Source organism: Flavobacterium sp. ZE23DGlu08 (assembly GCF_030505335.1).
Taxonomy (GTDB): Bacteria; Bacteroidota; Bacteroidia; order Flavobacteriales; family Flavobacteriaceae; genus Flavobacterium; species Flavobacterium algoritolerans.
The window spans coordinates 3,567,976-3,589,342 of the sequence record NZ_CP130045.1; the positions used below are offsets into that span (position 1 = coordinate 3,567,976).

Genomic DNA, 21,367 nt, shown 5'->3' on the forward strand with positions numbered 1-21,367 from the left:
ACTAGAATAAACAAATTTTTATTTGAATTTATTCTAAATAAAATTTGACTCTTTAACAAACAAGAGGTGTCCCAATTACCGATGAATATGTTAACCCGATAACTAAACTAGGTATTTATATCACTTGTTTAATGATTTGTAATATTTGTAAAATTGACGAAAATGCGTCTGAAGAATTAGAAACATTATCACAGGAGGTTAGAAATTACATAATAGGAATTTATAATGCAATAAAGAAAATATAAAGCTTACCGCCAACGATGAGGACTGTTGAGTAACATTTAGGCTTATGATTCTCAAAGTCCTCTATATGATTAGGAGCTTACTTATGCATTTCGTGAATTAGTTCCATTTGAAACATTATTATCCTGTTTAAAATTACCCAATTTGGATTTTAATAAATCCATATCCTCGCTCACTTTTTTATCTAAGATTTTAGCGTAGTGTTGTGTGGTTTTAATGCTTTTGTGTCCCAACATTTTGCTTACGCTTTCTATGGGTACACCATTTGTAAGTGTTACAGTCGTTGCAAAAGTATGTCGGGCAATGTGGAAGGTTAAATCTTTTTTAATGCCGCAAACGTCTGCTATTTCCTTTAAGTAGCTATTCATTTTTTGGTTGCTCAAAATAGGTAACAGTTTATCTTCATTTATGCATTGTGGGTGATTGGCATATTTCAGAATTAATTCTTCCGGAATAGGAAGGAGGGGAATGCGAGAAGCTGTTTCTGTTTTTTGTCGATGGGTGAATATCCATTTTCCGCCATCAATACCCGTACTGATGTTTGATACCGTTAAGTTTTTGACATCTATATAAGCAAGGCCAGTGAAACAACTGAAAACGAAAATATCTTTTACCAGGTTTAATCTTTCGGTTACAAATACTTTAGAATAGATATCCTGAACTTCTTCTTGTGTCAGATAATCTCTTTTTACTTCACGAATTTTTGATTTATAGTTTGCAAATGGATCTTTATCTAGCCATCCATTTGAAATACAGATTTTGATAATTTTTTTGAAGTTTTTAATGTATTTGACTGCGGTGTTGTTGGCGCATTTGCGGACACTTCTCAGATAGAATTCATATTCTGTTATGAAAGGATGGTCTATTTTATTGATTTCAATATCGGATATATTGTATTTCCACTGCAAGAAGTCTTTCGTGTGCTTAAGTGAGGTTTTGTATCGCTCTAGTGTTCCAGGTGCGTATTCGAGCCCCAAAAGCTCTTCTACTTTCCGGTTGTGTTCTCCGAAAATAGGGATAAGCATATGTTGATGTTCTTTGATGCCAAGAAGTCTATTTTTAAAAACTTCAATTGTGAGGAGTTCGTTGCGGTGTATTAATTCCATTTGGATGTCGAATATTTTTGATTTCATTAAATCAAGGTATTCATTTAATGAACGAGCATTCTCTGTATTGCCTTTCATTTTTGACATCTCAGATGACCATTTAGCGGAATCTATAAATTTTTTGGTACTGAACTCCATTCGCTTTCCATCAACAGTTAATCTTACATAGATAGGGAGTAGACCTGCAGCATTAACTTTTGTGCTCTTCGCATAAAAGTGCAATGTGATTTTAGTTTTCATAATGGTGACCTTTTAATTATTATTCAATTTAGATTTCTAAAGAATATCAAACAAGATGTTTAAATAGTGGACTAGTGATAAACTAGCCATTGAACAGGTTGTTTGAAATTTTTAAGTTGATTTAGCGAGACCCTGGTTTTAGAATAATTGTAGGGTCTCGATTTTGTCTCGTTAAGAATGAGATTAGATGAATAATTTGAATATGTAGTAAAAGCAAAAACCCCGTAAATCATAAGATTTACGGGGTTTTGATACCATTTGTTTTTGTACTGGCGGAGAAAGAGGGATTCGAACCCCCGGACCTGTTACAGTCAACAGTTTTCAAGACTGCCGCATTCGACCGCTCTGCCATTTCTCCAGTATGTCGCTTTCATTATCTGATTGCGAGTGCAAATATAAGAACCTTTTTTGGTTATGCAAATCTATTTTTAGAAAAAAAGCATCTATTTTCAGGGCTAATTTTTAAAGGTTTCATTTTCTTTACTTTAGATGAAACTTATTTTTATAAAATAGTAATGAATGGGGTTAATACTTTACATATTCGGTTATCTCTAGCCCATATCCAATCATTCCTACCCGTTTTGTTCCTTCAGTATTGGATACTAATCTAATTTTTGAGATGTCAATATCATGTAATATTTGCGCTCCGATACCAAAATCTTTGCTGTCAATAACAATTTTAGGCGCTTTCATTTCACCTTGCGCTTGTAATGATTTAAGTTCAGCGATACGATTCAATAAATTTACGGATTGCATGTCCTGATTGATGAAAATAACAGCACCTTTTCCGGCTTCGTTTATTACTTGAAACATATCATCCAGTTGTTGGTCTGCGTTATTGGTCAATGTGCCTAACAAATCATTATTCACCTGTGACGAATTGATTCTGGTTAAAATCGATTCACCCAAATTCCAAGTTCCTTTAGTTAAAGCAATATGTATTTGCTTATTAGTCGTTTGTTGGTATGCTCTTAGTCTAAAAGTACCAAAACGAGTCTCAATGTCAAAATCTTCTTTTTTAACGATCAAACTATCGTGTTGCATTCTATAGGCCACTAAAGCTTCGATGGACACTAATTTCAAATCGAATTTTTTAGCCACTTCTACTAATTGTGGTAAACGAGCCATCGAACCATCTTCGTTCATGATTTCTACAATCACACCTGCTGATTTAAATCCAGCTAATCGAGCAAAATCTATAGCGGCTTCGGTATGTCCTGTTCTTCTTAATACACCACCTTGTTTTGCAATAAGGGGGAATATATGTCCCGGACGTGCTAAATCATGTGGTTTAGTTTTAGAATCAACTAATGATAAAATAGTTTTTGCTCTGTCTCCAGCAGAGATTCCTGTAGTTACTCCATTGCCTCTTAAATCTACCGAAACAGTAAAAGCGGTTTCCATTGGATCCGTATTGTTGCTTACCATTACATGCAATCCCAATTCTTTACAACGGCTTTCTGTCAGTGGAGCGCAAATTAATCCTCTACCGTGTGTTGCCATGAAATTTATCATTTCTGGTGTCACTTTTTCGGCTGCAGCCAAAAAATCTCCTTCATTTTCGCGGTCCTCATCGTCAACAACAATGATTATTTTTCCTTGGCGAATATCTTCTATCGCTTCTTCAATTGTGTTGAGTTGTATGTTATTTGTAACCATTTGTGTTGTTAATTTTGTGATGGTAGTATTTTTTTAATTATTTTTTGGAATGGAGCCAGAATAACGTCCATATTTATTAATCCAATATCGTTTGTGGCTCTATATGTTAATAAAACCGCTAATGGAGTCAGGATAAATGAGGATAACCAAGCTCCCATAAAAGGAGTCATTCCGTTTTCCTGTGCTATTCTTTTTCCAAAAGTATTTATAAAGTGAAATGTAATAAAGATTAAAATTGCAAAAACAATTGGAAGTCCTAAACCACCTTTTCTGATGATTGCTCCTAATGGTGCTCCAATGAAAAACATTAGAAAACAGGCAAATACAATTACAAATTTATCGTAAAAAGCCAATAAATGTTTATTGATATTTTTTTGTTTGTTGTCTAGTTCTGCTTTAGTGGTATCGATGGAGTAGGTTGTGCTGGCAAGATTACTGACCGCTATTTTTAAAATATCCGATTTTTGTTCTAAAGTATACAAAGACAAAATATCTTTAGGAAGCGGTTTTCTTTTTGGTGCTTTCTCCAGTTTTTTATTTAAAGGAATACCAACTCGCATGTTGCTATTTTCAGAAAATGAAATAATGTCATTTTTTATGTTTTTGTTCAATGAATCCAAAGTGTATTTTAATTCATTAACAGTAAGCATTGTGTTCGTATTTGCCACACTTTCATCGGTTACATCGGTCTTGTTTAATTCAGATAAATCGATGTTTATGATGTGTTTTTTAAAGGAGCTTTTGGCAAAAGGCATTTTAATGCGATCTTCATACTTTTTAGGAACAATATCCTCGTAGTAGTATCCGTCGTTAAGCACCAATTGTAAAATACTGGATTGTTCACTGCTGATTAACTCACCATCTTTAGCTTTGATTACGGTTTTACTTCCGTCACCAATGTTTGATTTTTTGTGAATTGTCACACCGGTAAGAATATTGCCTTGTTCACCGGATTTTTTATTTACCTTAATGTTGTAAAAACCCACATCGTTAAACTGACCTTCGGCTATAGCCAATGCCGGTTTTACCTGCGCAATGTTTTTTCTGAAATTGATGAATTTGTATTCAGCATACGGAATCACATTATTCGAAAAGAAAAAGGCAACAATACTTAATAAAATGATGAATACAGTCAGACTTCTCATGGCTCTTTGCAACGAAATCCCAGAAGATTTCATCGCTGCGAATTCATAATTTTCAGCTAAATTACCAAAGGTCATTATGGAAGCCAATAGTATAGAAAGAGGCAATACCAATGGTACAATTCTAGGCATGGAAAATGCCAGGAATTTAATAATCATTAATAAATCTAAATCTTTTCCAGCCAATTCTGATATGAATAACCAGACGGTTTGAAGTATAAAAATGAAAAATAGGATTACAAATACCGTAGTAAATGTAGTCAAGAATGTTTTTAATAAGTATTTGTCAAGAATTTTCACCGAATAGATTAATCTAATTTGTTGATGTAGTAATTTGGATATTTACTTTCCGCAAATGTAAATTGATTTTTTGACAAAGGTTGGTTGGTTTTGAAAGAATTAACCGTTAAAGTTGTTTTTGTACCTTTTTTACCCACTTCTATTAAGTTATAGATGTGTTTGGTTTGGATATCAATCCCTAGTAATACTTCTTTTCTCTGATCTTTAGAATTGGTAGGAACCAATTTTATATACTGAATTTTTCGGCCTTTTACGTTCTGTAAAATATCCATATTGTATTTATAACCGGTATTGAAAAAAGTTAACATTTTTGAAGGCGTAATGGCATTATCGTCTTTTTCGTTGACTTTAGAAATAGTAATTTCCTCATCTTCCGGTACAATGGTGTATGTTTTTTTACCATCAAAAATTTTAGTCACTCCCATGAAATTCAAGACATATTGATTTCCCTTCATGGTTACATTTCCTTTACTGTCCTGATTGATGTTTTCTTTAGCGTTATTCAAAGAATACTTGAAATCGATTACGATTGTATTGTAGCTTTTTACTTTGGCGGTAACTTGATCTAAAAGTTCTTTTGCTTTTTTGTCTTGTGCTTGTATTGAGAAACTAAAAAATAATAATGCTGCAATTAAAAGAAATTTTTTCCCCATATTTTCTGTATTGTTTTTTTTAGATTCTTGAATTTTTGATTTCATGGTATTAGTTGTTTTGTTCATTGTTGAAAAATTGATCAAGAGAACTCATGTCCAGAATGTTTACACTGCGTGCTTTACTTCCTTCAAACGGGCCTACAATTCCTGCAGCTTCGAGTTGATCAATCAATCGACCTGCTCTGTTGTAGCCTAGTTTTAGTTTTCTTTGTAACAATGAAGCCGAACCTTGTTGTGCATTTACAATGATTTCGGCAGCTTCTCTAAACAAAGTATCTCTATCGGAGATATCCATATCAAGATTAATGCCACTTTCCTCCCCAACGAACTCAGGAAGTAAATAAGCTGTTGCATATGCTTTTTGTGAACCAATAAAATCAGTGATTTTCTCCACTTCGGGAGTGTCGATAAAGGCACATTGTACTCGTACCACATCATTTCCGTTAGTATAAAGCATATCACCACGACCTATTAATTGATCGGCGCCTTGAGTATCCAGAATGGTTCGGGAATCAATTTTTGAGGTAACTCTAAAAGCTATTCTCGCAGGAAAATTGGCTTTTATTAAACCTGTAATTACATTCACAGACGGTCTCTGTGTCGCTATAATTAAGTGAATTCCAATAGCTCGCGCCAGTTGTGCTAAACGGGCGATAGGAACTTCGACTTCTTTACCGGCAGTCATAATCAAATCGGCAAACTCATCCACTACCAGAACGATATAAGGTAAAAAGCGGTGTCCGTTTTCAGGATTCAGTTTTCGAGCCTTAAATTTATCGTTGTACTCTTTGATGTTACGCACCATCGCATCTTTCAACAAAGAATAACGGTTGTCCATTTCCACACAAAGTGAATTTAATGTGTTGACCACTTTTGCATTATCCGTAATAATAGCATCATCCATGTCAGGAAGCTTGGCTAAATAATGTCTTTCAATTTTATTAAAAAGTGTTAGTTCAACTTTTTTAGGGTCTACCAAAACAAACTTAACTTCGGCTGGATGTTTTTTGTACAAAAGAGAAGTCAGAACGGCATTCAAACCAACAGATTTTCCTTGTCCTGTAGCTCCCGCCATCAATAAGTGAGGCATTTTGGCTAAATCCACGACAAATGTTTCGTTCGAAATTGTTTTTCCAAGAGCGATTGGTAATTCCATTTCGGCTTCCTGAAATTTGGCAGAGCCAATAACACTTTTCATAGAAACCATCGTTGGATTCTTATTAGGAACCTCGATTCCTATAGTTCCTTTTCCAGGAATAGGAGCAATGATACGAATTCCTAATGCCGAAAGTGACAACGCGATATCGTCCTCCAGACTCTTGATTTTTGAAATACGAATTCCCGCTTCCGGAACAATTTCATATAAGGTAACCGATGGTCCAACGGTCGCTTTTATCTGTGCAATTTCTATTTTGTAATTGCGAAGCGTATCAACAATTCGGTTCTTATTTTCTTCTAATTCTTCTTGGTTGATGGTAATTCCTCCGGTCGAATATTCTTTTAATAAATCAATCGTAGGGAATTTGTAATTGGATAAATCCAAAGTTGGATCAAATAATCCAAAATCAGCAACCAATCGAGAGGCAAGATTTTCCTCTATAATATCTTCTTCCGGAGCCGATTCTATTACAAAAGATTCGTCAGCATTCGCTATAACTTCTGGAGTTGCAACTGGTGTAACTTGCATATCAAGTGGTTTTGCAACGGGATCTCTGTTGATATCCGATGAATTACTGATAGTTGGTTTCAAGGCTTCCTTGTTAATTTCGAATTGTGAACCATTCGTTTTTAAATGAATGTCATCCAGTTCGTCTTCAACAACAGCAAATTCTTCCAAGTTATAACCACTTTTGCCATTATTTAGCGGATTAGTGATTGGAATCGCCTTCATTTCTTTTTTGGTAGTATCAAAAAAGGACTGAATACTTTCCGGCGAAAGCTTTATTTTGAAAATTATATAAATGATTAGTCCGAATAGCAAAATCAATAATGTTCCTGTTTTTCCGATGTAATCCTGTAGGAATAAATTCAATTCATATCCAACAGTTCCTCCTAATTCAGGTGCTGAAGTGGCAAAAAATCCAAATAAAACAGATAAAATAATAATCACGAATAAATCCCAAAACCAAATATTCTTGAGTTTTACTAAAGAAATGCCAAGAACCATGTATATTCCAGTTAGGAAAAATAAGCGTACAAATATAAATGCAGCAATTCCAAAACCTCTGTAAATAAGTAAATCAGCTAAAAATGCACCAAATTTCCCCAACCAATTGTGAACTATTTCAGCCCTGTTAGTTAGTTCTCTAACAGCGCTTTGATCTTGTTGTCCGTAAATGAAAAAGGAAATAAACGCAAATAATAAAGCTATTGAAAATAATACCAAAAGAGATCCAAAAACAATTTTGTGTTGTTTGGTGATTCTTAATGGATTATTCCCCTCAGCTTTAGCATCGTTTTTTTTATCTAAAGGTGCTGTTTTTTTTATTTTTGCCATTCTTGATTATAATAATATCTAAAGTAATATTGGGATATATATGATTAAACCGATTGCTATCGCTGTTAAAGCAGCAAAAAATACTGCTCCTGCAGCAATATCTTTAATGAATCCAATTCTTTCATGATAATTAGGATGAATAAAATCAGCTACTTTTTCAATTGCTGTATTTAAACCTTCGATACTCATCACCAAACCAATGGCTAAAGTTTGAAAAAGCCATTCCGTTTTAGAGATGCCAAAATAAAACCCGGCAATGGTCATCAATATTCCTATTGAAAATTGTACCATAATACTGTGCTCTGTGGTAATCAATTTTAAGGCACCCTTAAAAGCATAAGTGACACTTTTTAATCTCCCGGTAAAGAAAGTATTATCTTTTTGAAATTCCATTCGGATGCTGTTAAAGTACCGCTAATGCAGCTTCGTAGTTTGGTTCGTCAGCAATTTCCGCAACTTGTTCCGTATGTGTAATTGTTCCGTTTTCATCAACAACAATAATAACTCTTGAATGTAATCCAGCCAAAGGTCCGTCAGTAATTTCTAAACCATTTGTTTTACCAAAACTTCCTTCTGAAAAATCAGATAAGTTAACTACATTTTCAAGTCCTTCCGCACCACAAAAACGTTTTTGAGCAAATGGTAAATCTCTTGAAATGCATAAAACAGTAGTATTCTCTAAAGTACTGGCACTTTCATTAAATCTTCTAACTGATGCAGCACAAGTTCCAGTATCAACACTTGGAAAAATATTTAGAACTAATTTTTTTCCAGCAAAGTCCGCTAGTGAAGTGTATGAAAGATCTGTTCTAACTAATTTAAAATCAGCGATTTTTGTTCCTACTTTTGGTAATTCCCCTGAAGTCTGTACTGGATTTCCCCCTAATGTTATTGAAGCCATAGTGTTTGTTTTTTAATGAGGTTCAAAAGTATGAAAATTATTTAAGAATTTGTCCTCAAATGTCGTGATAAGTTTACCATTTGGGTTCAAATTATCAACCGTAAGATTCCAATGTGTTCAATAAAAAAACGCACTCGTTGCGGAGTGCGTTTTAGAAATATTGAATTAAAAATTCCTTTATTTGTCGATAGAACCCAAAACACGTTTCATGAAAGTGTTTAAAGCTTCTTTTTTATCAGTTCCGGTTTTCACCAGTTTGTTAACTTCCAAAGCGCCGTACATATTAGAAATTAATTCCCCTATAACATCTAATTCTTCATCTTTCAATGACGAAATTTCAGTCATTGCTTCCAGAACTTCGATTGTTTCTATGATGTAATCTTCATCATTTTCTTCTATAAACTGCGTTAAATGCTTAATTACGGGTAATTTCATATTTTTAAAAGTTTAAAGTTTAATGTTTTTAAAGTTTTTAAAGTTTTTAAAGTTTTAAGGTTTTTGAGCTGCTGTTGCAGTATACTCTGTAAGTTTAGCATTAAACTTATTTATAAAGTCAGGCAACTTTAAACTTTAAACTAAGAAATGATTAAACTATTTCGTTTACTAATTCAATTAGTACTTCTTGTTTATTGGTTTGTGTTTCGTTTACCAATTTACCATTTACAAAAGTGGCAAAAGTTGGTAAATTACTCACATTCGCTAATTTTCTGGATTCTGGAAAATTCTCAGCATCAACAAGAGCAAAAGTAATTGCTTCGTTTTCTGAAGCTAATTTTTTGAATTTTGGCTTCATAATTCGGCAATTTCCGCACCATGATGCCGAAAATTGAACGACTACTTTCTCGTCTTTTGCAATTAAATCCTGTAACGTATCTTCGGTTAATTCGATTAACATATTTATTGAATTTCAAAATGCAATTGCAATAGCAATATTCAATGTTTTAATTGAAATTTGGTATTGCAATTGACATTGTTATTGAATTAGTTTAAACTTAAGTATTCAGCAGTACTTTTTCTGTCAGCACTCATTGCTTCTTTTCCAGCTTCCCAGTTTGCAGGACAAACTTCTCCTTTTTCTTGAATGTGTGCATAAGCATCAACCATACGTAAATATTCATTTACATTACGACCTAATGGCATATCGTTTACACTTTCGTGGAAAATTTTTCCAGTTTCATCAATAAGGTAAGTTGCTCTGTATGTTACATTAGAACCTTCAATAATGATAGAATCAGTATCTTCGCTGTAGCTAGTTGATTCAACATCAAGGATTCCTAAAATATTAGATAAGTTTCTGTTTGTATCAGCAAGAATTGGATAAGTAACACCTTCAATTCCTCCATTGTTTTTTGCAGTATTTAACCATGCAAAATGCACTTCATTGGTATCGCAAGATGCACCTATAACAATTGTATTTCTTTTTTCGAATTCTGGTAAAGCTGCTTGAAAAGCATGTAATTCAGTTGGGCAAACGAATGTAAAATCTTTTGGGTACCAAAATAAAAGTACTTTTTTGTTGTTATTTACAGCTTCTTCGAAAATGTTGATTTTTAAATTATCACCCATTTCAGAGATAGCGTCTACTGCAATACTTGGAAATTTTTTACCTACTAATGACATTTTATTTACTTTTTTAGTTATTTTTTTGATGGTGCAAAAGTAGTTATACTAAAAGTAAATAGGAATAGCAGTTGATTATAAATATTTATTTCAAAATAGGGAATTACTATACTGTTATTTTCGAAAGATTTAAGGTGTTAATTATAGGAAGTTAACCTCCACAGGAAGAGTTCCTTTGCATTTTGTGTTTTCCAAAAGTTGCTCTGCCGCGGCTTCTTGAAATTCTGCAAAATCTTGATACATTTCTATAATTCCCAAAGCATGTTCTAGATTTGGAATTATTTGTAATGCATACGGATTCCCAAAAACATACAAAACACATTTTTTGGTGGTGAATAAGTTGCCTAAAAATTGAAGTACGGAGTCTTCAATGTCAAAATTATTTAGAGGTTTTGCCTTTGGAACAAATAAAGAAATGACTAGTGTGTCAAATCTATTTAAATTTGTTTCTAATTCCTTCAAAACGGATTCCCCTCCAGTTTCATAACTAAATTCTGGGGAAGGCAAAGCGTTTGTCAAGCTTTTAAAAAACACAGTGTCGGTATTTTTATAAATGCTGATTTTGGCGAAATCCTCTCTGTTTTTAGCATCAAAAACGGTCACGGTATTGTGATTGTCTTTTATTTTTGTAATGGAGTTTTGAGCAATTTTCAGGTTTAATTTCGAAGTGGTTTCAAAATCAAAATCATTTTCTGAAAGGTTTGGCAAGTTCAGATTTCCGTCTGTGATTCCTGCTTTTTGTTTGCATTTCCAAATGCGTTGAAAACTGGCTTCAATTCGCTCCGGAGTTGCGTTTTTTAGGATTTCCTGAATTCCTTCGGGAACATTTTCGGCAAAGCATAACACATCATTTCCGGCATTGAAAGCTTCCCATTCCAATAGTCCTTTTTGATCATATAATTTAGAAACGCTGTGCATGTTCAACGCATCCGAAATCACTAATCCATCATAGCCTAACTGCTTGCGCAAAAGTGTTTCGATCACGGATTTTGATAACGTTGCCGAAGTATCTTTTCCTTCGTTCAAAGCTGGAACGGCCAAATGGCCAATCATAATTGAATCGACATTATTCTCGATTCCTTTTATAAATGGAACTAATTCATTGGTTAGTAATTCGTCCAATGTTTCTTTTAAAACCGGTAATCCTAAATGCGAATCGACATTAGTATTTCCGTGTCCGGGAAAATGTTTGAGGCATCCTAAAATCCCGACATCATTCATTCCTCTGAGATATTCCAGCGCAAAATCAGCTACTTTTTCTTTGTTTTGACCAAAAGAACGATACCCAATTACCGGATTATTCGGGTTGTTATTGATGTCCGCCAATGGCGCTAAATTATAATGGATTCCAACGGATTTTAAGTCTAAACCTATTTGTTTCCCTACTTCGTAAACCAAATGTTTTTCACTTTCAGGCAAAGCGCCAAGAGTAATTGCATATGGATATTGAGGTGTTTTTTCGACGCGCATGGCTAATCCCCATTCGGCATCGATACTCATTAATAACGGAGTTGTAGCGCAATTCTGGTACCTGATAATGAGTTCCTTTAAACGTTGAAAACTATCATCATTCAGGACTACTTTTTTCTTGGTTTCATAATTCGTTGCGGCACTGGCTCGGCTATGAAAAAAAGTCAATCCACCTATATTATAATCTCTAATTAATCGTTCAGTAGCCTGAATATTTTCCTCGGTATCATTAATGAAAACGGCTGGAAAGAAAAATTGTCCTATTTTATGTTCTAATGTCATTCTGAAACAACTTTAAATGGTAAAATTAAATATCTGATTTCTTTCCAAAATCGGCTGGAAAAATTAAAAATCGGGATAAAATTAATCCTGGTATGGTTGCTAAAAACACCCAAATAAAGAAATTTCCATACCCCAAATATTCTTGGATATAACCGCTTATCATTCCCGGAAGCATCATTCCTAATGCCATAAATCCGGTTGCAATGGAGTAGTGGGACGTTTTTGATTCTCCATCGGCCACATAAATTAAATACATCATGAAAGCGGCAAAACCAAAGCCATAGCCGAATTGTTCTGCGATTACCGTTGCATAAATATAAAAAACGGAGCCAGGGTGAAAATGTGACAATAAAATGAATCCAATTATGGGTAAGTGCATGGCTAAAATCATGGGTAACATCCATTTTCCTAATCCATCTCTAGAAATAACAATGCCTCCTAAAATTCCTCCAATAGTAAGCGAAATCACACCAAAAGTCCCATAAATAACACCAACATCCTGAGTGGTTAAACCCATTCCGCCTGCAGTTATTGGATCTATTAAAAAAGGAGTCAGCATTTTTAACAATTGGGATTCCCCTAATCTGAATAATAGAATGAACGCCAAAACTAAACCAATTTGTTTCTTTTGAAAAAAAGTTGCAAAAACAGCTCCGAAACTCTTATTTGGAACTGATTCTGTTTTTGTTTCTGAGATTTTTGCTTCAATTTTTGGAGTCGAAAAATAATTATAAATTGTAATGACAGTCATAATTAATCCTACAACTACCATCGTATACGACCAAGCTTTTTGTTTATCACCATATTCTTGTTCCAAATAACCGGCAATAACCACGATTAATCCGTTTCCGGTAAGCATGGAAAGTCTGTAAAAAGTACTTCTGATGCCTAGGAAAAAGGATTGTTGGTCTTTTTCTAAAGCCAACATATAAAAGCCATCACTCGCCACATCATTAGAGGCAGATGCAAATGCGGCAACCCAAAAAACGGCTAAACTGATAACGAAAAAATTATTCAAAGGAATCGTTAAACCTACAATCAAAAAAGCTAGTGAAATGAGCAATTGCATACCTAAAAACCACTTTCTTTTAGTAGAATAAAGATCAATAAACGGACTCCACAACGGTTTAATTACCCAAGGTAAATACAGTAAACTGGTATAAATTCCAATATCCTCATTGTTGATTCCGAGGTTTTTATACATAATCACCGATACCGAAATAATAATGGCATAAGGCAATCCGGAAGCAAAGTTTAAAACGGGAATCCAATACCAAGGTCTATTGTCTGTTTTCATTTTTAGCGTATTATATTCGATTAAATTTTATAGCGTAAAGTTCACTAAAGTTGGGTCACTTTCATTACCATAAAAATCAATGAATGTAATCGCGCAGGTTGTGTTTTTGTCTAATTTGTATGTTGGAATCACAATTTCCACAGTATCAACATTGTCTTTGAATGCTATTTTATCAAGAATTTGGCTTGGATCGTTGACATCAATTTTTGAATTGAATTTGGCACCATAAACCATAACATAACGCACTTTACTGTACAAAGGATACGTAACATTGAATCTTGATGAAATAGGATCTATCAAAATGTTATTCGCTGTGGGTACGATAGCCATTTTTTTCACAGAACTAGGAACCACAGTAGGAAGAGCAGGATATTTGTATTGGTTTTCTGTTAGTAATTTAGTCACGCTTTGATTTTTATTCAAAAACGATTTGGCACTAAAAAAAGCATTTCCCTGAATGTTCTTGTAAGATCTGGTGATGTCTATTTGATTCGGAATTTCATTTGGATTATTCCATCTTTTATCAGAATCCGTGTTGATTTTATACGTTCCGTTTCCAATGTAGATTGCGGTATTTGTTGAATTTTCAGACCACCAACGCAATAATTTTGAATAAGAAGCTTTTGGATGATCCATGCTCCAGTACAATTGAGGAACAAGGTAATCAATCCATTTGTTTTCCATCCAAGCCAACGGATCAGCGAATAAATCATCGTAATTAGTTTGTCCGGCCTCTGTTTCTGAACCTTTTGGATCCACAGATTTATTTCTCCAAACTCCAAACGGGCTGATACCAAATTGTACCCAAGGTTTGATGTTTTTAATAGAAACTGAAACATCTTTCACAAAAGTATTTACATTCGAACGTCTCCAATCCTCTATACTCATTCCGTTTCCATATTTTTTGAAAGAATCGGTATCATTAAATACTTCTCCTTTTATTCTGTACGGATAAAAATAGTCGTCAAAATGTATGGCATCAATGTCATAATTTTGAACTACTTCTTCCACAACGGTCAATAAATGTTTTTGAACTTCTGGTAATGCGGGATTGTAATAATATTTTCCACCGTATTTAATCATCCAGTCCGAATGTTTGAAATAGTCATGTTCCGGACTTAATAGTGCGGTATTGTAATCCATTGTAGCACGATATGGATTTAACCAAGCATGAAATTCAAATCCACGGGCATGAGTTTCAGCAATCATCCAAGCCAATGTGTCAAAATAGGGTTTTGGAGCTTGTCCTTCTTTTCCAGTCAAAAAACGGGACCAAGGCGCTAATTTTGTTGGATAAAAAGCATCACCGACACTTCGAATCTGAACAATTACAGCATTATAATTTAGTTTTTTATACGTGTCTAAAATCTCAATATAATCTGCTTTTTGTTTGGCTACATTATCAGTACTGGTTTTTGGCCAGTCAATATTTACCACGGTAGCAATCCAAACGGCTCTAAATTCATTTTTTGGATTTGTTGCCATTGCTTGTGCGTTACCATTCCAAAAAGAAAGTAAAAGGAACGAAATAAGCAAAAGGGTGTGCTTGTAATTTTTCATTAGAGTCTTGTTTATAAAGTATTCAAAAATAGTTTTTTTAGTGAAATTTACCAGTTAAAATGGTTTTAAAATTTGACTTATTTTAACAGCGCAATTTCTTTGCCAATTTTTTCTAAATCCGTTTGAATGCACTTTCTGACAAACCATAAAAGGATTTGAATATTTTGAATTTTTCTTATTTGATTTTTTAACTTATAATAAGGTATATATTTATATTTGTGAAAATAATAGCAATTTACTCCACTAAATGTCAATCACGCCTCAATTACAGCAATTATCCGAATCATTAGAAGGAACTCTTTTATATGATGATCTCCATAAAACATTGTATGCCACAGATGCTTCTGCGTATCGGATTATGCCAGTTGCGGTAGCGATTCCAAAATCAGAGGAGGATATTGTCAAAATTATTCGCTTTGCAGCAAAAAATAAAATTTCAATTACGCCCAGAACTGCCGGAACTTCATTGGCAGGTCAAACAGTAGGTAACGGAATAATTGTAGATGTTTCGAAACATTTTACCAAGATTGTCGCTTTTGATTCTTCAAAAAAAACGGTTACCGTACAGCCAGGAGTGATTCGGGATGAACTGAATTTGTACTTAAAAGAACACGGATTGTTTTTTGGACCCAATACTTCAACTTCAAATCGATGTATGCTTGGAGGAATGGTAGGGAATAATTCATCGGGAACTACGTCGATACGCTATGGGGTTACCCGAGATAAAATAGTGGAAATTAAAGCGGTTTTGAGTGATGGAACTTCGGTAGTATTTAAAGAAATGACTTCGGCGGAATTCATTGAAAAAACAAAAGGGAACACGCTAGAAAACTCCATTTATAAAACCATATATGAGGAACTTTCGAATACAGAAAACCAAAAAGAGATTGTAAAGGAATTTCCAAAACCTGAAATCCATAGACGAAATACCGGTTACGCAATTGATTTATTATTGAAATCAGAACTTTTTGGAGGAACAGAAAATACGATAAATTTAGGGAAACTCCTTTGCGGAAGCGAAGGAACTTTAGCGTTTACTACAGAAATAACGCTGAAAGTGGACAATTTGCCACCAACAAATAATGTTATGGTAGTGGCTCATTTTCATACCATTCAGGAAAGTTTAGAAGCTGTGGTTACTGCGATGAAACATCATTTGTATACCTGTGAAATGATGGACGATACAATATTGGATTGTACGAAAACCAACAGAGAGCAAGCCAAAAACAGATTTTTTATACAAGGTGAACCAAAAGCGGTTATTATGCTCGAAGTAGCTTCGCATATTAGTATGGAAGATGCCGAAAGACAAGCGAATGATTTGATTGCAGATTTGGAACGAAATAATTTTGGGTATGCTTTGCCAAAAATTTATGGAGCAGATATTGATAAAATAAATGAGTTACGAAAAGCTGGTCTGGGACTTTTAGGAAGTATTGTAGGTGATGACAAAGCCGCTGATTCTATTGAAGATACTGCTGTTGAGTTGAGTGATTTACCTAATTATATTGCTGAATTCTCTGCAATGATGGAGCGTCACGGGCAAAGTGCGATTTATTATGCTCATGCCGGTGCCGGAGAAATTCACTTGCGACCAGTTTTAAACTTAAAGACAAAAGAAGGGCTGCATCAATTTAGAAACATTGCTACCGAAGTGGCTATTTTGGTAAAAAAATACAGAGGATCATTGAGCGGGGAACACGGAGATGGAATTGTTCGAGGTGAGTTTTTGCCTTTTATGATTGGAGACCAAAATTATGAATTGTTGAAAAGAATCAAACATGCTTTTGACCCGAATACCATTTTGAATGTGGGGAAAATTGTGAACGCTTTCAAAATGGATGAAAATCTTAGGGTGGAAGCAGGCAGAGTGGAACCGGATATACAAACGATTCAGGATTTCTCTGATAGTTTGGGGATTTTGCGTGCCGCGGAAAAATGCAATGGTTCCGGTGATTGCAGAAAATTACCTTCGGCCGGTGGGACTTTGTGTCCAAGTTACCGTGCTACCCGAAATGAAAAAGATACTACTCGTGCCAGAGCCAATGCGTTGAGAGAATACCTGACGCATTCAGAAAAAGATAATAAATTCGACCACGAAGAATTATATAAAGTATTTGAATTGTGCGTAAGTTGCAAAGCGTGCGCGAGCGAATGTCCCAGTAATGTGGATGTAGCAGCTTTAAAATCGGAGTTTTTGTACCAATACCAAAAAGCAAATGGATTTTCATGGCGTAATAAAGTTTTTGCTTTTAATGCCAAACTGAATGGACTGGGAAGTATCACTCCAAGGTTCACTAATTTTATGGTGAATTTACCTTTGGTGAAAAAAAGTATGGGAATTGCACCAAAAAGAGAAGTGCCGCCTTTGGCTCCACAAACTTTTAGGAAATGGTATGAGAAAAATTGGAATCGGGCGCCAAGTGATTCTTTTGTAAACGGAAAAGTATGTTTGTTTTGTGATGAATTCACTAATTTCTATGATGTTTCGGTTGGAATCGATGCGTACGAGTTATTGACAACATTAGGATATGAAGTGATTCTGGTGGATCATGAAGAAAGCGGAAGAGCTTTTATTTCTAAAGGTTTTCTCGAAGAAGCAAAAGCAATTGCGAATATAAACGTTGGCATTTTTTCGAATTATATTACTGCTGATTGTCCGTTGATAGGAATTGAACCTTCGGCGATATTAACCTTTAGAGACGAATATATTCGATTGGCTGATGATAAAGAAGGTGCTGAAAAATTAGCCAAAAACGTATTTACGATTGAAGAGTTTTTCAAAAATGAGATTACTTCAGGTAAAATTCATGCAGAGCAATTTTCTGAGGAGGCGAAAACGATAAAAATTCACGGACACTGTCATCAAAAGTCATTGAGTACGATTGAAGCGACTTTTGCGATGTTGAATGTACCAAAAAACACTTCGGTTACCATTTATAATTCGGGTTGTTGTGGTATGGCAGGTTCTTTTGGATATGAAAAAGAACATTATGAAATCAGCATGCAAATGGGTGAAGATACATTGTTTCCAAAAATTAGAACAACAGACTCAACAACAACTATTGCTGCGGCGGGAACCAGTTGTCGCCACCAGATTTTTGACGGAACAAGCAGAAAAGCATTGCATCCGGTGACAATTTTAAGAAGTTGTTTGAAATAATCAGCAAATCAGAATACGTTTTAAATAGGGCGGAAAAATACTTTTCAATTTTAATAGATTTTCTTTTTTAATGTTAAAATTATTTTATTTGACTTTTTTAGTTGAAAAATAAATCATTTTAAACGTATTGAAAAATAATAAAAAAAAATAGTTGGAGAAACGGCATTAGTTCAATTTGTTTTATACTTTTGATTTTTGAAGATTATTTGCATAATATCTAACATAAAAACATATAATTTACAGTATATTAATTTTTAATGATAAAATTTACAATATGGCGTTAAACGGTTTATTCAGAAAAAAGACAGTACAGGATATTTTAAAACAAGTTGAGAAAAATAATACTGATGGACATAATGCCTTAGGTAAACATTTGACTGCACGAGATTTGACTGCTTTTGGAATCGCTGCAATTGTAGGAGCCGGTATTTTTAGTACCATTGGAAAAGCAAGTGCCGATGGAGGTCCTGCAGTTATCTTTCTATTCTTGTTTACTGCTATAGCCTGTAGTTTTGCTGCTTTTGCTTATGCTGAATTTGCCTCGATGGTTCCCGTTTCCGGAAGTGCTTATACCTATTCGTATGTTGCTTTTGGTGAAATTATTGCTTGGATTATTGGTTGGGCATTGATTATGGAATACTCCGTAGGTAATATAACAGTTGCTATATCGTGGAGTGATTATTTTACTGGTTTGCTCGAAAGTGGAGGTCTTCACTTGCCACAATGGGTTCAAATGGATTATTTATCTGCTTCTAAAGGATTTGATGAAGCTACAGCATTGATGCAAGGCGGAAAAACATACGGAAACTTAAGTCCTGCTATTCAAGATGCTTATGTCGCCTGGACAACTTCACCAGTTATTGGGTCGTTTCATTTCGTAGCCGATCTTCCGGCATTATTAATTATTGTTTTAATCACAGCATTGATTTACCGTGGGATGAAAGAGTCTCGAAATGCGAGTAATATTATGGTGGTAGTGAAACTGTGTATCGTTCTTTTGGTAATTGCCGTTGGTGTTTTCTATGTAGATACTGCTAATTGGGATCCATTTGCACCTAATGGAGTTACAGGAGTTTTGAAAGGAGTTTCAGCAGTGTTTTTCGCTTATATTGGATTTGATGCTATTTCAACAACAGCAGAAGAATGTAAAGATCCGCAACGTGATTTGCCAAGAGGAATGATGTGGGCCATTATTATATGTACCATTTTATATATTGCCATAGCTTTAGTGTTAACTGGAATGGTTAGTTATGATCAATTGAATGTAGGTGATCCTTTAGCTTTTGTATTTGAAAAATTAGACCTAAAATGGATGTCAGGAATTATTGCAGTGAGTGCAGTAGTGGCTATGGCGAGTGTCTTATTGGTTTTCCAAATGGGGCAACCGCGTATCTGGATGAGTATGAGTCGTGATGGTTTGTTACCAAAGCGTTTCTCAAAAGTGCATCCAAAATACAAAACGCCATCTTACGCAACAATTGTAACCGGTTTTGTGGTTGCGGTTCCTGCTTTGTTTTTGAACCTAACTATGGTTACAGATTTGTGTAGTATTGGGACTTTATTCGCTTTTGTATTGGTTTGTGCAGGAGTTTTAGCTTTGCAAAATAAGACTGATATTCCAAGAGGAAAGTTCAAAACACCGTATGTAAATTCAAAATTTATTATGCCGGTTTTGCTTCTTATCGGGTTGGTATTTGCTTTTGGATACAATAAGAAAGCGACGATGGATTTTATTACGAATGAAACTCAAATCAATAATGCTGCGGATATAATTACATCGTTGAATAAAGAAGAAACTCAAAAAGTGTATGATTATTTAGTAACAATTGACGCTAAAAACAGTACGACCGAAACACCGGATTTAGAACATTTGTTAAGTCAGTACCAACAAGATGATGCAAAATATGCGTCAGTTATTGCGGGTTTACCAATTGCCGATTCTGTTAAATATGAAAGTGGTTTTGGTTTGTTCAAACATAAAATTCCAATGTGGATTTTCCTAGTTGTTTTAGTTGGATTGATGGTTTGGTCTTACAAAGAAAATTTATCTTTGATTCCACTATTAGGCTTGATTTGTTGTTTGTATATGATGGCAGAACTTAGCGTTTGGAACTGGATTTATTTTGGAGTTTGGCTTTTAATTGGATTGGTAATCTATTTTAGCTTTAGCCGAAAAAACAGCAAGTTGAATAGTATAGAAATTTAAAAATAACCTCATTTATAATAAAAACCGTCTCGTTAAAACTAGACGGTTTTTTTTGTGCTTTTTAGTTAAGTATTAAAGTGGTATTGTGTCCAAAATTAATTTATTAGACTTAAGAAATGTATTGGTTTTACTGTTGTGAGAGCACGATTAAAACAATCGCTATTAAAGCTAAAAACAGCCCTATAAAATTCATTTTGCTCAGTTTTTCTTTAAAAATTAGAACGCCTACAAGACTGCCAATAATAATCACTCCCATATTCATACCCGCAAAAACGGTTGAAGGGTTTTTTGAAAATTCCTGATGTGCTTTAAGGTAGAAAAGAATATTCCCAAAGTTGAAAATACCAACTAAACCACCAAAAAGAATGTTATGGATATTTAATGTTACTTTTTTAAAAATTACTTCATAAGCAACCACAGTAAACATGATACACATTGCTATTCCTAGGATGACAAATAATGAAGTGGTGTAAGGCAGGCTGGTATAAGTGGCAATTTGTTTGAAGAGAATGTCAATAATTCCAAAGCCAATCAAGACTACAGCGGGATAACCCCATTTATTTTTAGTGTTTTCGGTGTTTTTAGTGAGAATAAGCAACAGTGCCGGGATTGCCAATACGAAAGCCGAGATTTTCAGCATACTGAATTGTTCTTTGAATAGAAGCCAAGCCGCAAGAATAGGGATGAATAATGACAGTCTTTGGGCTGCATCAGTTTTTACAATTCCCATGTGTTTGATGGATGCCGCCAAAAAAAGGAATATAGAAGGTAATAAAATACCAATGGTTATATAAAGCCACCAAGGCGCAGTAGATTCCACTGTATTTAAATCCGGGCTGAATGACAGATAGCAAAGTGTTCCAGCAAACACATAATTCCAAGCGACTATTTGGGTGTGGCTGATGGTATATTTTCGGGCGACTTTAAATATCACACCCACGGTAACACTGCAAATAATACTTAAGATTAGAAATAACATAGATTTATATATTTATGCTGCAAAATTACTATTTATATGTTTGGATTGC

Annotated in this window: 16 protein-coding genes and 1 tRNA gene; 2 read left to right on the forward strand and 15 right to left on the reverse strand. The window is 34.5% G+C overall.

Annotation, left to right across the window (positions count from 1 at the left end):
* Positions 1 to 326: 326 nt before the first annotated feature.
* The 14 genes from Q1W72_RS15610 to Q1W72_RS15675 all read right to left on the reverse strand — a co-directional run bounded on the left by Q1W72_RS15610 (position 327) and on the right by Q1W72_RS15675 (position 14,970).
* The gene (locus Q1W72_RS15610) at positions 327 to 1,589 is read right to left on the reverse strand and encodes a site-specific integrase (RefSeq protein ID WP_302136296.1); all 1,263 of its coding nucleotides are present in this window, start codon (positions 1,587 to 1,589) and stop codon (positions 327 to 329) included.
* Positions 1,590 to 1,859: 270 nt separating this feature from the next.
* A tRNA-Ser gene (locus Q1W72_RS15615) sits at positions 1,860 to 1,947 on the reverse strand.
* 167 nt (positions 1,948 to 2,114) lie between these two features.
* The gene (gene ribB, locus Q1W72_RS15620; RefSeq protein ID WP_099715175.1) at positions 2,115 to 3,248 is read right to left on the reverse strand and encodes a 3,4-dihydroxy-2-butanone-4-phosphate synthase; all 1,134 of its coding nucleotides are present in this window, start codon (positions 3,246 to 3,248) and stop codon (positions 2,115 to 2,117) included.
* Between the two features lie 8 nt (positions 3,249 to 3,256).
* The gene (locus Q1W72_RS15625; protein ID WP_099715176.1) at positions 3,257 to 4,690 is read right to left on the reverse strand and encodes an LptF/LptG family permease; all 1,434 of its coding nucleotides are present in this window, start codon (positions 4,688 to 4,690) and stop codon (positions 3,257 to 3,259) included.
* Positions 4,691 to 4,698: 8 nt separating this feature from the next.
* On the reverse strand, positions 4,699 to 5,388 hold the full coding sequence (locus Q1W72_RS15630) for an outer membrane lipoprotein carrier protein LolA (RefSeq protein ID WP_099716312.1): 690 nt from the start codon (positions 5,386 to 5,388) through the stop codon (positions 4,699 to 4,701).
* Between the two features lie 4 nt (positions 5,389 to 5,392).
* Positions 5,393 to 7,840, reverse strand: coding sequence for a DNA translocase FtsK (locus Q1W72_RS15635; RefSeq protein WP_302136301.1), 2,448 nt, complete (start codon positions 7,838 to 7,840; stop codon positions 5,393 to 5,395).
* Positions 7,841 to 7,858: 18 nt separating this feature from the next.
* Complete coding sequence (locus tag Q1W72_RS15640; RefSeq protein ID WP_099715178.1) at positions 7,859 to 8,233, reverse strand: diacylglycerol kinase family protein; 375 nt, start codon at positions 8,231 to 8,233, stop codon at positions 7,859 to 7,861.
* Between the two features lie 10 nt (positions 8,234 to 8,243).
* Entirely contained in the window at positions 8,244 to 8,741 is a 498-nt protein-coding gene (gene tpx / locus Q1W72_RS15645) for a thiol peroxidase (RefSeq protein WP_302136304.1), read from the reverse strand.
* 177 nt (positions 8,742 to 8,918) lie between these two features.
* A complete protein-coding gene (locus Q1W72_RS15650) occupies positions 8,919 to 9,176 on the reverse strand; it encodes a hypothetical protein (RefSeq protein WP_091172168.1) in 258 nt (85 codons plus the stop codon).
* A 151-nt stretch (positions 9,177 to 9,327) separates the two neighbouring features.
* A complete protein-coding gene (locus Q1W72_RS15655) occupies positions 9,328 to 9,636 on the reverse strand; it encodes a co-chaperone YbbN (RefSeq protein WP_099715180.1) in 309 nt (102 codons plus the stop codon).
* A gap of 86 nt (positions 9,637 to 9,722) precedes the next feature.
* Positions 9,723 to 10,361, reverse strand: a complete 639-nt coding sequence (locus Q1W72_RS15660; protein WP_099715181.1) for a peroxiredoxin — start codon at positions 10,359 to 10,361, stop codon at positions 9,723 to 9,725.
* A gap of 141 nt (positions 10,362 to 10,502) precedes the next feature.
* Positions 10,503 to 12,113 (reverse strand): glycoside hydrolase family 3 protein, encoded by a 1,611-nt coding sequence (locus Q1W72_RS15665; RefSeq protein ID WP_302136307.1) that lies wholly within the window; start codon positions 12,111 to 12,113, stop codon positions 10,503 to 10,505.
* 25 nt (positions 12,114 to 12,138) lie between these two features.
* Entirely contained in the window at positions 12,139 to 13,410 is a 1,272-nt protein-coding gene (locus tag Q1W72_RS15670; RefSeq protein ID WP_121342292.1) for an MFS transporter, read from the reverse strand.
* Between the two features lie 27 nt (positions 13,411 to 13,437).
* A complete protein-coding gene (locus Q1W72_RS15675) occupies positions 13,438 to 14,970 on the reverse strand; it encodes a glycoside hydrolase family 10 protein (RefSeq protein ID WP_121342291.1) in 1,533 nt (510 codons plus the stop codon).
* A gap of 247 nt (positions 14,971 to 15,217) precedes the next feature.
* On the opposite strand from Q1W72_RS15675, the gene Q1W72_RS15680 reads away from it, so the two are divergent.
* Both Q1W72_RS15680 and Q1W72_RS15685 read left to right on the forward strand, forming a co-directional pair.
* Positions 15,218 to 18,133, forward strand: coding sequence for an FAD-binding and (Fe-S)-binding domain-containing protein (locus tag Q1W72_RS15680; protein ID WP_302136311.1), 2,916 nt, complete (start codon positions 15,218 to 15,220; stop codon positions 18,131 to 18,133).
* Between the two features lie 274 nt (positions 18,134 to 18,407).
* A complete protein-coding gene (locus Q1W72_RS15685; protein ID WP_302136313.1) occupies positions 18,408 to 20,339 on the forward strand; it encodes an amino acid permease in 1,932 nt (643 codons plus the stop codon).
* A 127-nt stretch (positions 20,340 to 20,466) separates the two neighbouring features.
* Here the strand turns inward: Q1W72_RS15685 and Q1W72_RS15690 are convergent, their stop codons facing one another.
* A complete protein-coding gene (locus Q1W72_RS15690; RefSeq protein WP_302136315.1) occupies positions 20,467 to 21,318 on the reverse strand; it encodes an EamA/RhaT family transporter in 852 nt (283 codons plus the stop codon).
* Positions 21,319 to 21,367 lie beyond the last annotated feature (49 nt).